The organism is Mesorhizobium sp. M1423 (assembly GCF_040317575.1).
Taxonomy (GTDB): domain Bacteria; phylum Pseudomonadota; class Alphaproteobacteria; order Rhizobiales; family Rhizobiaceae; genus Mesorhizobium.
In genome coordinates this window covers 83186-96351 of the sequence record NZ_JAMYKU010000008.1, presented here as the reverse complement: position 1 = coordinate 96351, position 13166 = coordinate 83186, and the positions used below count along the sequence as shown (strand labels likewise).

10 protein-coding genes are annotated in these 13166 nt (G+C 59.6%); 1 reads left to right on the top strand and 9 read right to left on the bottom strand.

From position 1 onward, the window contains the following. The first annotated feature begins 52 nt into the window (after nucleotides 1-52). Nucleotides 53-1783 carry a type IV secretory system conjugative DNA transfer family protein gene (locus NKG95_RS12470; RefSeq protein WP_353040833.1) on the top strand — a complete coding sequence of 577 codons (1731 nt, stop codon included), beginning with the start codon at nucleotides 53-55 and terminating at the stop codon, nucleotides 1781-1783. A 445-nt stretch (nucleotides 1784-2228) separates the two neighbouring features. Here NKG95_RS12470 and NKG95_RS12465 read toward each other — a convergent pair whose 3' ends face one another. The 9 genes from NKG95_RS12465 to NKG95_RS12425 form a co-directional block, all read right to left on the bottom strand. After that, a complete protein-coding gene (locus NKG95_RS12465; RefSeq protein WP_353040832.1) occupies nucleotides 2229-3200 on the bottom strand; it encodes an arginase family protein in 972 nt (323 codons plus the stop codon). A gap of 38 nt (nucleotides 3201-3238) precedes the next feature. Then, complete coding sequence (locus NKG95_RS12460; RefSeq protein WP_353040831.1) at nucleotides 3239-4447, bottom strand: aromatic ring-hydroxylating oxygenase subunit alpha; 1209 nt, start codon at nucleotides 4445-4447, stop codon at nucleotides 3239-3241. 326 nt (nucleotides 4448-4773) lie between these two features. After that, nucleotides 4774-5934 (bottom strand): iron-containing alcohol dehydrogenase, encoded by a 1161-nt coding sequence (locus tag NKG95_RS12455; protein ID WP_353040829.1) that lies wholly within the window; start codon nucleotides 5932-5934, stop codon nucleotides 4774-4776. Nucleotides 5935-5949: 15 nt separating this feature from the next. After that, nucleotides 5950-7191 (bottom strand): M20 family metallo-hydrolase, encoded by a 1242-nt coding sequence (locus NKG95_RS12450; RefSeq protein WP_353040827.1) that lies wholly within the window; start codon nucleotides 7189-7191, stop codon nucleotides 5950-5952. A 24-nt stretch (nucleotides 7192-7215) separates the two neighbouring features. After that, a complete protein-coding gene (locus tag NKG95_RS12445) occupies nucleotides 7216-8319 on the bottom strand; it encodes an alcohol dehydrogenase family protein (protein WP_353040825.1) in 1104 nt (367 codons plus the stop codon). A 99-nt stretch (nucleotides 8320-8418) separates the two neighbouring features. Beyond that, on the bottom strand, nucleotides 8419-9969 hold the full coding sequence (locus NKG95_RS12440) for an acyl-CoA synthetase (RefSeq protein WP_353040823.1): 1551 nt from the start codon (nucleotides 9967-9969) through the stop codon (nucleotides 8419-8421). Nucleotides 9970-9975: 6 nt separating this feature from the next. Next, the gene (locus tag NKG95_RS12435; protein ID WP_353040821.1) at nucleotides 9976-10773 is read right to left on the bottom strand and encodes an enoyl-CoA hydratase/isomerase family protein; all 798 of its coding nucleotides are present in this window, start codon (nucleotides 10771-10773) and stop codon (nucleotides 9976-9978) included. Beyond that, the gene (locus tag NKG95_RS12430) at nucleotides 10773-12152 is read right to left on the bottom strand and encodes an aminotransferase family protein (RefSeq protein ID WP_353040819.1); all 1380 of its coding nucleotides are present in this window, start codon (nucleotides 12150-12152) and stop codon (nucleotides 10773-10775) included. Before NKG95_RS12430 ends, NKG95_RS12435 begins: the two co-directional genes overlap by 1 nt. Before the next feature lie 9 nt (nucleotides 12153-12161). Continuing rightward, nucleotides 12162-13127 (bottom strand): agmatinase, encoded by a 966-nt coding sequence (locus NKG95_RS12425; RefSeq protein WP_353040817.1) that lies wholly within the window; start codon nucleotides 13125-13127, stop codon nucleotides 12162-12164. Nucleotides 13128-13166: the final 39 nt, after the last annotated feature.

The window sequence follows — 13166 nt, the reverse complement described above, 5'->3', positions numbered from 1 at the left end:
GCTTGCCGAAATTCTGTCGCCCGGCCGCGATCAGCGCACCGGCAAGATCCGCTTGACGCAGCGCAAGCTGATCGGCGGCAAGAAACTGTGGATTGATGGCGATGATGTCGGCGGCTTCGTCATAGGGCCGCCGCGCTCCGGTAAAGGCACGTCTCTCATCATACCGAACGCCTTGACCTGGCCGCATTCGCTCGTGGTTCTCGACCTGCGCGGCGAGACCTATGCGGCGACCGCAGGCTACCGCTCGACCATGAGCCGCGTGGTGCGTTTTGCGCCGGCTGATCCGGACGGCAATACCGCATGCTACAATCCCATGGACTTCATCTCGCTGGATTCGGCCCAGCGCGACATCGACCTTCGCAATATCGCTGCGGCGCTGTTTCCGCGTCCGCCCTCAAATGCAGACCCTTATTGGGTCAACGATGCCCGCCTCCTTTTTACCGGCATTGCGTCCTTCGTCATGGAATCGCCTGCAATCCCAAACGAGAAGAAAACCTTCGCCACAATCCTCGAGATCATGAACGGTGCCGAGCAGCCGCTCCTCGAATTCATCGCCTCGCTGCGAGAGGAACGCCGCCGCGAATGTTCGCATTTCACGCTGCAAACCCTGTTGCCGTATTTTGAGATGTCTGAGCGGCAGTTTTCCGGGATATACGCCGGCGTACGCACCGGCATGGCCCCTTTCCTCAACGAGCGCCTGATGCGAGCTACGTCGCGTAGCACGTTCGATATTCGCAGGCTCAAGTGCGACCGGATTTCTCTTTATCTCGACCTGCGGCGCGAGCAGATTACGTCCCTCGGGCCTTTGTTCAACGTCCTGATTACGCAAATGATGAACTTCATGTCGGAAAGTATGCCGCGTCCGGACGAGCATCCTGTGCTTGTGCTGCTCGACGAGTTCCAGAACCTCGGCAAGCTCGAGAACGTCACCGAAATGGCGAGCGTGCTCGGCGGTAACGGCGTTTCGATGTGGTTTTTCGTACAGTCGCTGAAGGCGGTGGACGAGATTTATCGCCAGGAGGGGCGCAAGACCCTCATTAACGCTGCTCGCGTACAGATCTTTTTCGGTGCGCAGGACGCTGACGATCTGCGCTACGTCTCCGAGCAGCTCGGCGAAACGTCGGACGTGCAAAAGGACGTGACGCGCACCAAGGCAACGTTGTTCGACACTTATTACACGCGCTCGGAGCACCGCAAGGAAGTGCGGCGGCCCCTCATGCGGCCGGATGAAATTCGAACGCTCGACAAGAACAAGGTCATCATATTGCCGCGTGGCGAGTTGCCGATCCTTGGCACGCGCAATTTCTATTTCGCCGACGGCCAACTCGCCAAACGCGCGTTCATGCCCCTGCCCCCCTCTACCGACGCTTCGCGCACGAAAAGCCCTGCATTGGAGGCTTCCGCGGTCGTTCCATCTCCTGCGCTCCCGACGATTGTGCCGACAGCACCGGCGTACCGCTCAGGCCTCTTGCAGACCCGCCTGCGGCGCGGCGCGACATTTGCCGCAAAAGCAGGCCGTATAGCACCGCCTCCAAGCCGGCGCGCAATCGTGAAAGACCGGCTGAAAGTAACAGACGCTGCAGCCGCACCAGCTTATGCCGCTATAGATTTTTCCGCTTTGGCGGCCAAAGCGGTGACAACAAGCATAGCGCCCGACAAGGAAGCGGCGGTTGCGGCGATCCTGAACAAGGTGCGGTCTCTCCGAGCCAACGCGTCCGACACCGAGACTTTCGATCGAAATCTGAGCATCGTCGAAGATACTTTGCCTGATCTAGTCGATTAGCCGAGCAATCTACGGCGCCGACAACGAGCTTAGCGGGCAGCTATTCGCGTATTTCGAAAATGAGACTAGCAAGTATTTCGGTGTGCCTGCCGCAGAAGCACGCCGATGCCCAGCCCCCAAATACAGCGAACGACACGAGGTTATTTCCGGAAAGCGAGTTGAGATGGTAGAGGCCTGCGGCGAATGTGCCGTTCTGCCAGACCATGACCGCTCTCGACTGACATGACGCCGGGCCACCCACCAGCGTTGCGCGACCCCGGCCAGCGCCGCACCTTTTGGGGCAGATCAAATACGATCGAGGCTAGCCAGGCATTGCCCGACACACATGGGACAAAAACAAGCGCGGTGCCGAGCGTCAGCGCTTCGGACGGCCCTCTACCTTACAGAGTGGGGGAATATTTCGGCGGCCTTTTGTTGCGACCGACGCGGTGGTTCCGCCCGACGTCTAAACCGATGATTTCTTCAGGATGGAGCCGATGGCCAATGATATGATCCGCCCCGCAGTCAATGCGGAATTGCCGTCCGGATCTTTCGACGGAACAAATTCCACGGCCGCGATGCTGCATATCGTTGCTTTCGCCGCGACACCTTTTACGAGATCCACGACCTCCCAGTACAACAGCCCGCCCGGCGCCGGAAAAAATACAGCAGGCATGATTGTCGGGTCGAGCCCGTCGAAGTCGAGGTTTATGTGGACATTAGACTCGGAAGGAATGGCATCCAGGATCGGCTGAATGCCTTTTTGACGGACGGCCTGTGCCGGAAAGAACCTGACGCCCCAAGCTTTTGCATCGGCGACTTCCTGGGGGCCGGCCGAACTTAAGCCGCGCGCGCCAACCTGCACCATATTGGTGACATGGGGTTCTTCAGACGCGCGCCGCATTACGCTGGAGAGGCCATGGCGCTCCCCTGCGACCTCATCGCGCCAGTCGATGTGGGCATCGATCTGTAGAATGGTCACGTTGGCTTTAGCCGACAGCGCCTTGATGACGGGAACCGGAACCGAATCATCGCCGCCCAGCACGATCGGTATGGCGCCCTTTTCGACGATCCTGGCTATAGTGTCGTGGATGAGCTTCCGATTTTCCTCAGGCATGTCAACGCGGGTTGGCAGATCGCCGTAGTCACACACACGATCTTCCTCACTGCAAAACGGCAGTCCCTCCAGATCCCAGTCGTATCGATCTTTTGTTGCCGACCAGATAGCCAGCCCGTCTCGTATTGCGCGCGGTGCATCCAGATTTGCCTGGGTGTATTCGACGGCGCCCGGATACGGCGTAGCGCATGGGATTCCGAGAACAACAATCGCGGCATCAAGGTCGTCGAGATTGTTACACGCCGCGACGCCCATGAAAGTATCGGAACTGGCGGTCCCCAACATCGGCATGACGCTACGGGGCTTCAGTGCATTGTCCATCTCGGCAAATCTCTCTGGCCCTCTGAAGGGCTGCCTGGCTACTGTGCGCTGTTGAGTTTTGCAGCGACGGTTTTCTGGAAGTTGTGGAGGGCGACTTCCCAGTGCGGAGAGAAACGGCTCGGCAGGTTGAGTTCCTCGCGGATGGGCGCCATGGCCTGGACCTGGGTCCAGGGGCCGTCGTCCTCGTCGAGAACCTGCTTCCAGTAGATGGTGTTCTCGTCGCGCAACTTCTTGTATTCCGGTGCGGTGGCCGCATCGCCGATGAAGTAGGTGCGGGAAGTGTAGTGGGTCAAAGTGGGCCCGCGCGGCAGTTGTAGAGACGCGGAGACGTAGCTCGGCGTGCAGGTCAGGATCGTGGCCGGGAAGATGAACAGGATGACCGCGTGCGCGACCCCGGTCTCCTCCATGACAGGGAAGAAGGGCAGCGCATTGCCGTCCGAGGCCTTGGTTGCGTAGCGCTTCTGGGCGTCGGCAAGCGAGCGCCGCGACGAGAAGCCCGAATAGACCTCGCCGCCGATTTCGGAAGTGTAGTCCTTGCTGTGGTCGAAGGCCTTGTGGACGAACGGCAGATGGTAGTCTTCGATTCCTCCCTCCAGGACGATCTTCCAGTTGACCGCGAAGTCTCGGCTGCCACGGCCCGCCGCCGGATCCGCTGGCCTGACGATGGATAAATCGAAGATCCCTTCGACGCGGTCACGTACCGGCTTCAGGAAGGTCTCGAGCTCGACCGCCTTGCCGTCGATGTTGGCGAAGATGATGTCGAAGTACTGGCCGCTGCGCACCTCGATCAGGGACAGTTCGGAAAGGTCGAAGTTCTCGGCGTTGTTCTGATTGACGCCGGCGATGGCGGGCGTGGCCAGAAGATTGCCTTCCAGGCCGTAGGTCCAGCAATGATAGGAGCAGCGGATCGTCCTGACGTTACCCTTGTCCTTGACGAGCTTCATGCCGCGGTGACGGCAGATGTTATGATAGCATTTGATGCTGCCGTCCTTCAGCCGCACCAGGATAAGCTCGTACCCGGCCACGCTGACGGGAACGACGTCGCCAGGATTGGGGATGTCGCTGGCGAAACCGATGCCCACCCAGCCGGCGGCGAAGACATGCTTCCGCTCGGCCTCGTAGAAGGACGGATCATAGTAGGCCCGCCCCGGCAGGCCCTCGGCAAGGTTGGTGCTGCGGTCGAGCCTCTCGAGCTCGTGGCTGGAGAGTGGGTTCTTATTCAAACCCGACCTGTCATGAGCATTCATCGTCGCAGCCTCCATTCAACTTCGTGACGAGCGAGCTTGCCAACCAGGCCGGCTCGCGCAATCCACAGTCCGACCCGCCATCATCTCCGCCTGCCGATACTGCGCTCCACCCAACTGCCTGACTATTGTCGATTAGCGAACCAAACTTCGGCTCCAAATCAGAGCGGCGGATCATGCGGTTTACACTGTTCAAGTAGCGCCGTCGGACCACCTACATTTAACTTCCGGCCGCCGTCGCAAGCTCTTGGACGACGCGTTGCGCCTCAGTCCATCACCTGCCGCAAACGGACCTTCCTCACCACGCCAGAAGAGCCTCTCTCGACAGCTCAGTTGAGGCGCCCTTCAAGGGCGCGATCGAATATCTCCAGTGCCAGCTCCCGTGTCAGTTCAACGGGGTTTTCAGGCGCGCACGAATCGATGATCGCCATCTCTGCAATTTCGTCGCGGCGCTCGCCGTTCACGTTCAATCCGACCAGCGTGTGCGGTACGCCGAGCCGCGTTCGAAGCGAAATAAGAGCTTCAAGGAACGCATCAAAGGTTCTTGGAAGACCGAGATACGAGGCCAAGCGTGCGATCTTGTCTTCAATCGCTGAGCGGTTTGCGATCATCACATAGGGCAGGAAAACGCCATTGGTCATACCGTGATGTGTGTCGTAGAGCGCACCGACCGGATGCGAGAGTGCGTGGACGGCGCCCATCCCTTTCTGAAAGGCGACAGCACCCATCGCAGCAGCGCTCATCAGATGACCACGGGCCTCGACGTCATTCGGATTCGAATACGCCTTCGGAAGGTTTTCGAAGATCAAGCGCACACCTTCGATGGCGATCGCGTCGCACATCGGATGATAGTAGGCGCTTGACAACGACTCGATGCAGTGCGCGAGCGCGTCCATCCCAGTTCCGACAGTGACGAGCCGAGGCATGCCTACGGTCAGTTCGGGGTCCGCGATGACAACCTTGGCCCTCATCAGCGGATGGAACACCACCTTCTTGGTGTGCGTGGCCTCATCGGTGATCATCGCACCGCGTCCCACATCGGAGCCCGTTCCGGCCGTGGTCGGGACAGTGACGAACGGCGCCATCGCGGATGGATCGGCGCGATCCCAATATCCGTTGAGGAAGTCGTAATCCCACAATGTGCCCTTCTGATGCGCCATGAAGGCGATCGTCTTGCCGGTGTCCAGCGCCGACCCGCCGCCGAACGCGACTACACCGTCATGCTTCCCATCTCGAAACATGCGCACACCGTCCTCCACGCCCTTCTGGACCGGGTTGGCTCGTACGTCGGAAAACACCGCCGCCTCCATGCCTGCATCCCGGAGGATATCGAGCGTGGATGTTGTAATCGGCAGTGACGCGAGGCCCCGGTCGGTCACGAACAGCGGATTTCGGATGCCCGCGTCGCGAAGGGCCTGCGGCAGCTCGCGAATTCTGCCTGCACCAAATCGAACGTCAGTGGGGAAACTCCAATTGGATTGCATGGACATGAAACTCTCTCCCAGCTAGACGCGTTCGTGTTTCAGGTCGGCTAGCCGAACGACGGACGCCAACAGAATGTTGGCGCCCTGGATCATATCCGGCGCGCTGGCATGTTCCCGATCGCTATGGCTGATGCCATCCCGGCAGGGAATGAATATCATGCCTGACGGGCAAAGTTCCGCCATATGCTTGGCATCGTGGGTTGCTCCAGATGGCAGCGTCATCGTCTCGATGCCGGCTTTTGCGCACGAATCCGCTATGAGCGCCGTCACCGCCGCGTCGAACTGGACAGGTGGAGAATTAAGGACCTGCCTGCATTGTACGCCACAGATGCGCCGCGGACTGGAACACATTGCCAAGACGACTTGGATCAGGCGTGCAAGTTCTTCACTGTTGGGATGTCGAAGATCCAGTGTGAAGACCACCTTGGCGGGGACGGTGTTTATCGCCCCCGGCGCGACCTCGAACTTCCCGACCGTAAAGCGCACATCATCGTCGTGCTCGATTGCCGAGGCCAACTCTTCGACGAGATTGATCGCCTCGCGCAGCGCATCCTTGCGCTTGTCCCGGGGGGTCGTCCCTGCATGCGCCTCCTCGCCCTCAACTTCGAATACGAATTGCGCGATGCCCTGGATACCGCTGACAACACCGACCGAAAGACCGAGTGCCTCAAGTACTGGGCCCTGCTCAATGTGCGCTTCGATATAGCCGCTGCAGGGTGATCCGAGGTCGACTGGCGTCAGCGATCCAAGAGCCGGAAGGCTTCGTTCCAAAGCCTGGCCAACGTTGATGCCCTCTCTGTCGACGGCAGACAGCGCCTGGTCCAGGGACAGGGAGCCACCATGAACCGCCGATCCCATGGTCGTAGGGGGAAAGCGACACCCCTCTTCGTTGTTCCAGATGACCAACTCTAGCGGGGCATCGACTGCGAATGCGTTGTCCTCCAGCGTCTCAAGCACCTCGAAGGCGGCGAGAACCCCGTACACCCCGTCATAGTTGCCGCCAGGCATCTGGCTGTCCAGATGAGAGCCCATTCGAATGGGCAGGGCATTCGCCGAGCTCCCTTGGCGCCGGACAAAAAGGTTGCCGATCGGGTCCACGCAGCACACAAAGTCGCGTTTCCTTGCCCAGTCGAGAAGTTCTCGTCTTGCCCCCGTCTCATCGGCACTCAGGGCCGGACGATTGACGCCTCCTTTGCCAGTCGCCCCCCACTTTGCCAGCGACTCGTGCCGCGCCATGAATCGCTGCGCATCGATAGTAAGCATTCGTGACAATCCCTCAATTCGGAGCTAGATCTTGATAACGATCTTTCCGACATGCTTCTTTGAAACGAATTCGGTGTGCGCCTCTCTGAGTTCGCTCAGGGCAAACGTCTTTGCGACGAGCGGCTTGATCTCACCGCGCTCGATATAGCCGACCAGCGCAGCGAAGGTGCTCGCCTGCGGATTTCCCACCCCCCACATCTGTAGATCCTTGTAGATGAGGTCACGCAGGTCGATCTCGGGGCATGGGCCCGCAATCGCGCCCGCCGACACGTACCGGCCAGCGCGGCGAAGAACGCGCAACATCTGCGAGAAGGTGGGGCCGCCGGTCACATCGGCAACGGCATCGATCTCACGCAACCCCACAATCTCAGTGACCGCTTCAAACAGATCGCCTCGTTCTCGGGGAATGAAGTCGTCAGCACCGAGGGCTCGAATGGACTGTTCCTTGGATTTTCCGCCGACGGCGATAACCCGCGCGCCACGACGTTTGGCCAGCTGCACGAGTGCTGATCCAACGCCTCCCGACGCCCCGGTTATCAGCACCGTTTCCCCGGCCTGAAGGTTGACGCGCACCAGCATTTCCTCGCCCGTGGAGTAAGAGCAGGCAAAGCTCGCAAGATCCTCATCAGAAAGCGTGCTGGTGATTTTTACGGCATTGCCACTGGGGATTTTGGTATACTCGGCGTAGCCCCCGTCACATTCGCTTCCGAAATACAGGACGCCTTGGGACAAAGGCGGAAGGCGCGCGTCCCGAATGCAGGGATCGGTTATGACCCGCTCGCCGATCCGGGATCTCGGAACGTCGGTGCCAACCTCCACGATCGTTCCTGTCGCATCTGCCCCTTGTATGCGGGGAAACTGCAGCGACGCGCGATCCCAACTCCCAAGATCTTGCGCCTCGGCGGAAACGCCTCGCAGGCCGATTTCTTCCGTCAAGGCAGTCTTCACGCTGGGAGCATACCAGCCCGTTCGCGTATTGATGTCCGTGTTGTTTACGCCGCAGGCCGCGACTTTTATCAGGACGTCTCCAGCGGCCACAACGGGCACGGGAACGTCCCTGTACTCAAGCTTTTCCAGCCCGCCATGTCCTGTCAGGACCATCGCTTTCATTTGCATGGGAAGGTGCATTCCGCTCTCCTGTTGGGAAGCGCTCATGGCGGCCCGACACGTTGAAATCAGTTTTCCCGGCGGCATCGTCATGCGCGCCACGGGTTAGGCGGGGACCAATCAGATCTTCCGGGCTTGGTCCTTCCAGTGGCTGGACCGGAGTTCACGCTTGAGGACTTTTCCGAAGGCGCTCTTGGGCAGTCCGTCCACGAAATCGATGGATTTGGGCTTCTTGTATGAGGCGATCCGCGCGCGGCAGAATTCGATAAGTTCCGGGCCTGTCGCTGTCCGACCCTCCCGCAAGACGACCAGAGCCTTGACCGACTCTCCCCATTGGTCGTCGGGAACGCCGATAACCGCGACCTCTCCGACCGCATCGTGCTGCAGCAAGATTTCCTCGATTTCGCGAGGAAAGATGTTGGCTCCTCCCGAAATGATCATGTCCTTGATACGGTCGGTCACAAACAAAAACCCGTCCTTGTCGAGATAGCCGATATCCCCGGTATGGAGCCATCCGTTGCGAAGGGTTTCCGCGGTCGCATCGGGACGGTTCCAATAGCCTTTCATGACCAGATCCGACCGGACGGTGATCTCGCCGTGGACGTCCGCACCTAGCGGGTTGCCGTCGGCGTCGACAATGCGGATCATCACGCCCGGCATTTCGCGACCTGCCGATCCTAGCCGGGCAGCCGATTCGGTAGCCACATGCTCGGATTTGTGAAGTCCCGCGCAGGTCATCGGTGCCTCGCCCTGGCCATAGATTTGGCTGAACACGCAGCCGAACGTTTCGATCGCCTGCTTGAGCACTTCGACGTACATCGGTCCGCCGCCGTAGATCACATTCTTGAGGCTGCGAAGGTTGTAGTTTCCGGCGTTGGGAGACTTTAGAAGCAGCTGCACCATGGTGGGGGCGAGAAAACTTGCGGTAACACCGTAGCGCTCGATAGCTTCGAAGACCTTGTCCGGTTCGAAGCTGCGGGAGAGCGGGAAGGCCTGCGCGGCGCCGACGGCAAGGTGAGCCAGCCCGACGCTCGCCGTGCCGTGCGCGATTGGCGCAAGGTGAAGCATGACGTCGTGTTCGTCGGCATCGGCGAGCAGGACCTGCCTGAACTGCTGAACCATCGTGACGAGGTTGCGATGGGTCTCCATCGCTCCCTTGGGCACGCCAGTGGTTCCCGAAGTATAAAACAACCAGGCCAGGTCATCGGGCTCGATTGTTACGGCGGGTGGTGAACAGTCGGCATATTCGCTCAGGGTGAGATAGGGGATGATTTCGGGCTCGGTTCCATCGATCCCGATCCAATGCTCGACCTGTTGCACCCCCTGCCGAATGGACGCGGCCACGGGTGCAAACTCGGGAGAAAAGACCATGAAGCGGGCCTGGGAATCGGACACCGCAAACAGTTGTTCACTCGGGTGCTGCTTGGGGTTCAGCGGCACCGCCGCCATGCCTGCATTCATCGCCGCGAGGTAGACTTCAAAGGCCTCGAAGCGATTGGAGGACAGGATGGCGACCCTGTCGCCCTGTTTTCCCCGCGCAAGCAGCGCGTTGGAAACGCGATTGAGCCGCGCAGAGCCTTCGGCATAGCTGATCGTGAAATCATCGCCCAACCACAATGGTCTCTGCGGGTAGCGAACCGCTGATCGATGGACGAAATGAGCGACATGCATCGAGTTTCACCGCGTCGAGGGAAAATTTGGTTGACGTTTCTGCAGGAAAGCTTCCAGCCCTTCCTTTGCGTCGGGCTCCATGAAATTGAGGCCCTCATAAGCAACCGACAGGTCGAGTATCGGCGCTGCCTGGCGCAGCCAGTGGTTGAGGCAACGCTTTGTCCATTGCACGGCCCTCTGCGGCTTGCGCGCAATTCGGTCGGCAAGGTCCATGGCCGTGTCCATGAGCTCGCTCAGCGGCTTGCACATCGAGACCAGGCCAATGCGCTCAGCTTCGCGACCGTCCAGAAGGTCTGCTGTCAAAAGGTATAGCTTCGCCTTGGGAAGACCGCAGTAGAGCGGCCAGTGCATGACGGCGTGGTCGCCGGAGGCGACGCCAATGTTCACATGTGCATCCGTGATCCGGGCATCTTCAGCGATGATGGAGATATCAGCAGTTAGCGCCACCGCGAGCCCGGCTCCAGCAGCAGGGCCGTTGATGGCTGAAATGATCGGCTTATCGAGATGAAGCATGTTGTAGACGATGCGCAGCGCCAGTTCTCCCATCTCGATGACAGGATCAATGTTGCCGAGTTTGGCCACTTCGTCGTTCAGATCGCCGCCTACGCAGAAGGCTCGACCCGCGCCGGTGATGACGATGACCCGAACCTCCGGGTCGGTCTTTACCGTCAGCCAAACCTCTGCAAGCTCGTGATGCAGCACGTTGTTGGCGGCATTCAGCTTTTCGGGGCGATTTATGGTTACCAGAAGGACCCCGTTCGGCCGGCGATCGAATTTCAGAAACTGGTATTCCTCGTACCGCATCACAGCACACCCGCCCTTGTCATTTCGTCGGCAAAGACTTCAAGCGTGCGTTCCAGGCGGTCCGCCAGATCGTCTATCTGCTCTTCGGTAATGATCAGTGGCGGGCAGACGACAGACCACTCACCATAGCGGCCGCCATTTTGCCGGCGCGAATAGAGCATCAGGCCGTGATCGACGCCGATCTGGCGAATGCGGTCGCTCGCATAAATTTCCTCGGAGAAGACCTCTTTGGTCTGTTTGTCGCGAACATATTCGATGGCCAGCATCAGGCCTTGGCCGCGAACGTCGCCCACCACCGGTGAGTTTTCCTTGATGCTCTCCAACCGGGCGCGCAACTTCGCACCCAGATGGGATGCGTTGGCAATCAGATTGCGTTCCGTCATTTCATCCAGCACGGCGGCCGCGCCTGCACAGGTGATGGGATTGGCATTGTATGTGTGCGAGAGATTGAAGCCTGTGAGAGCGGCAAGCTCGTCTACCATCTCCGCCGACGCCATCATCGCGCCGATCGGCGTATAGGTTGCGCCAAGTCCCTTTGCCGTAATGACGACGTCCGGTTTGAAAGCCGGATAGTGATGTGCCGCGAGGAATTTTCCTGAGCGACAAGCGCTGACGATCTCGTCAAAAACCAGGAACACGCCGTATTTCCGGCAGATCCGGTGGACCTCTGAGAAGAAGATCGGATGGGGTACATTGGCGCCCGTCGATTGACCGCCGATCGGCTCCATCATGAATGCGAGCACGTTTTCCGCGCCGAGTTCCACGATCTTGGCTTCAAGTGCGGCCGAAACGCCAAGCGCCCCCTCTTCGGAAGTGAACCCGAACGGCGGGCGATAAGAAAGCGGAGCGGGGATTTTCTCGCCGAACACGGCCATCGGCCCCCAGACGGCTGCGGCATCCTCGTCCCCGGTCCAGCCGATCGTCGCCAGCGTGCCGCCATGGTAGGAGGGCATGAGGGTTATGACTTTCGTCTTCGACCTATCGCCCTTGGCGTAGCTGTACTGGCGAAGGAACTTTATCGCCATCTCAACCGATTCCGACCCTCCCGACGACAGATGGACGCGCTCGAAACCCGGTCCGGCGAGCGCGGCCACCTTCTCGGTAAGGACGGCATTCGGCAAATGTCGGCTGACCCTGACGTAGGAGAAGGTGTGCTTCATCCCCTGGTCGTACATTGCCTTGAGAACGCGTTCGTTGCCTTGCCCCAAGGAAGCGGCCATGGCTCCCGAAATTACGTCCAGGAACCGGTTTCCCTTGTCGTCGAAGATGTAGACTCCATCGCCACGGACGATGGTGGGAAGCCCCTTGGTGTTGGCTTGCGAGTAGAAGAGGTCCTGCGCGCCGCCTCGTGCCGGGCGCTTCAAATCCGTCGAGAGCATGTAAGATCCTCAGCGCTTGGCTAAACGTTTCGAGACGGCCGGAGCGACTATGCACAACAGCTCGAACAGGATGTTGGCTCCGTTGAGAGCCGTGATGCCTTGTGGATCAAGTGGTGGCGATACCTCGCACATGTCGGCTCCTATGAGATCCAGTCCTTCGAGGCCACGAAGCACCACTTGGGCGTCGCGCATGCTCAGACCGCCCGGCTCGGGCGACCCGGTTCCCGGCACGTGGGCGGAATCGAGTACGTCGATATCGAATGTCAGATAGGTGGGGCCGGTCCCGACGATGCGCTTGATCTCGTTGATGACAGCCGCGCGGCCCATCGCCTCAAACTCATCGAAATCTATGATACGCATGCCGTGCTTTTCATTGAATGCACGGTCCTCACGGCTAAAGCGCGAGCCTCGAAGCCCTACCGTCACGGCGCGCTTCGGGTCTATCAGGCCTTCCTCGACACCTCGCGCCAGCAATGTGCCGTGGTTGTAGCGATCTCCGTAAAGCTCGTCGTTGGTGTCTGGGTGGGCGTCGAACTGGATAAAGCCGACCGGACTCGTCGTGACCGTTCCGCGCAGTACGAAATAGGTCACTCCATGATCGCCACCGCAGACCACAGGGGTAATGCCTTTCTCGGCCAGTACGCTGAAGTATGCTGAAATGCCTTCAACGGCGCTCTGGGCATCCAGAGGATTGAACGGAGCATCGCCGAGATCTGCAATGGTACAAATGTCGTATGGCGACTCCCCGCCTCCCGCTGGAAAGCGTCGTATGAGGCGCGACATTTCGCGAACCTGGGACGGGCCGTGCCTCGTTCCACCGCGGTTCGTCGGAAAATCGAAGGGCACCCCGACGATGCCGATATCCACATCAGCGCCATCTGGCAGGTGCGGTAGCCGCATAAACGTAGATATGCCGGCAAAACGAGGAACTTGGAGTGAATCTAGTGGCCCGACGGAGGGACGTTTCTGGAGCACGGCTGTATCCTCTTCTTTCGAAGGGGAATGATGCGCCGA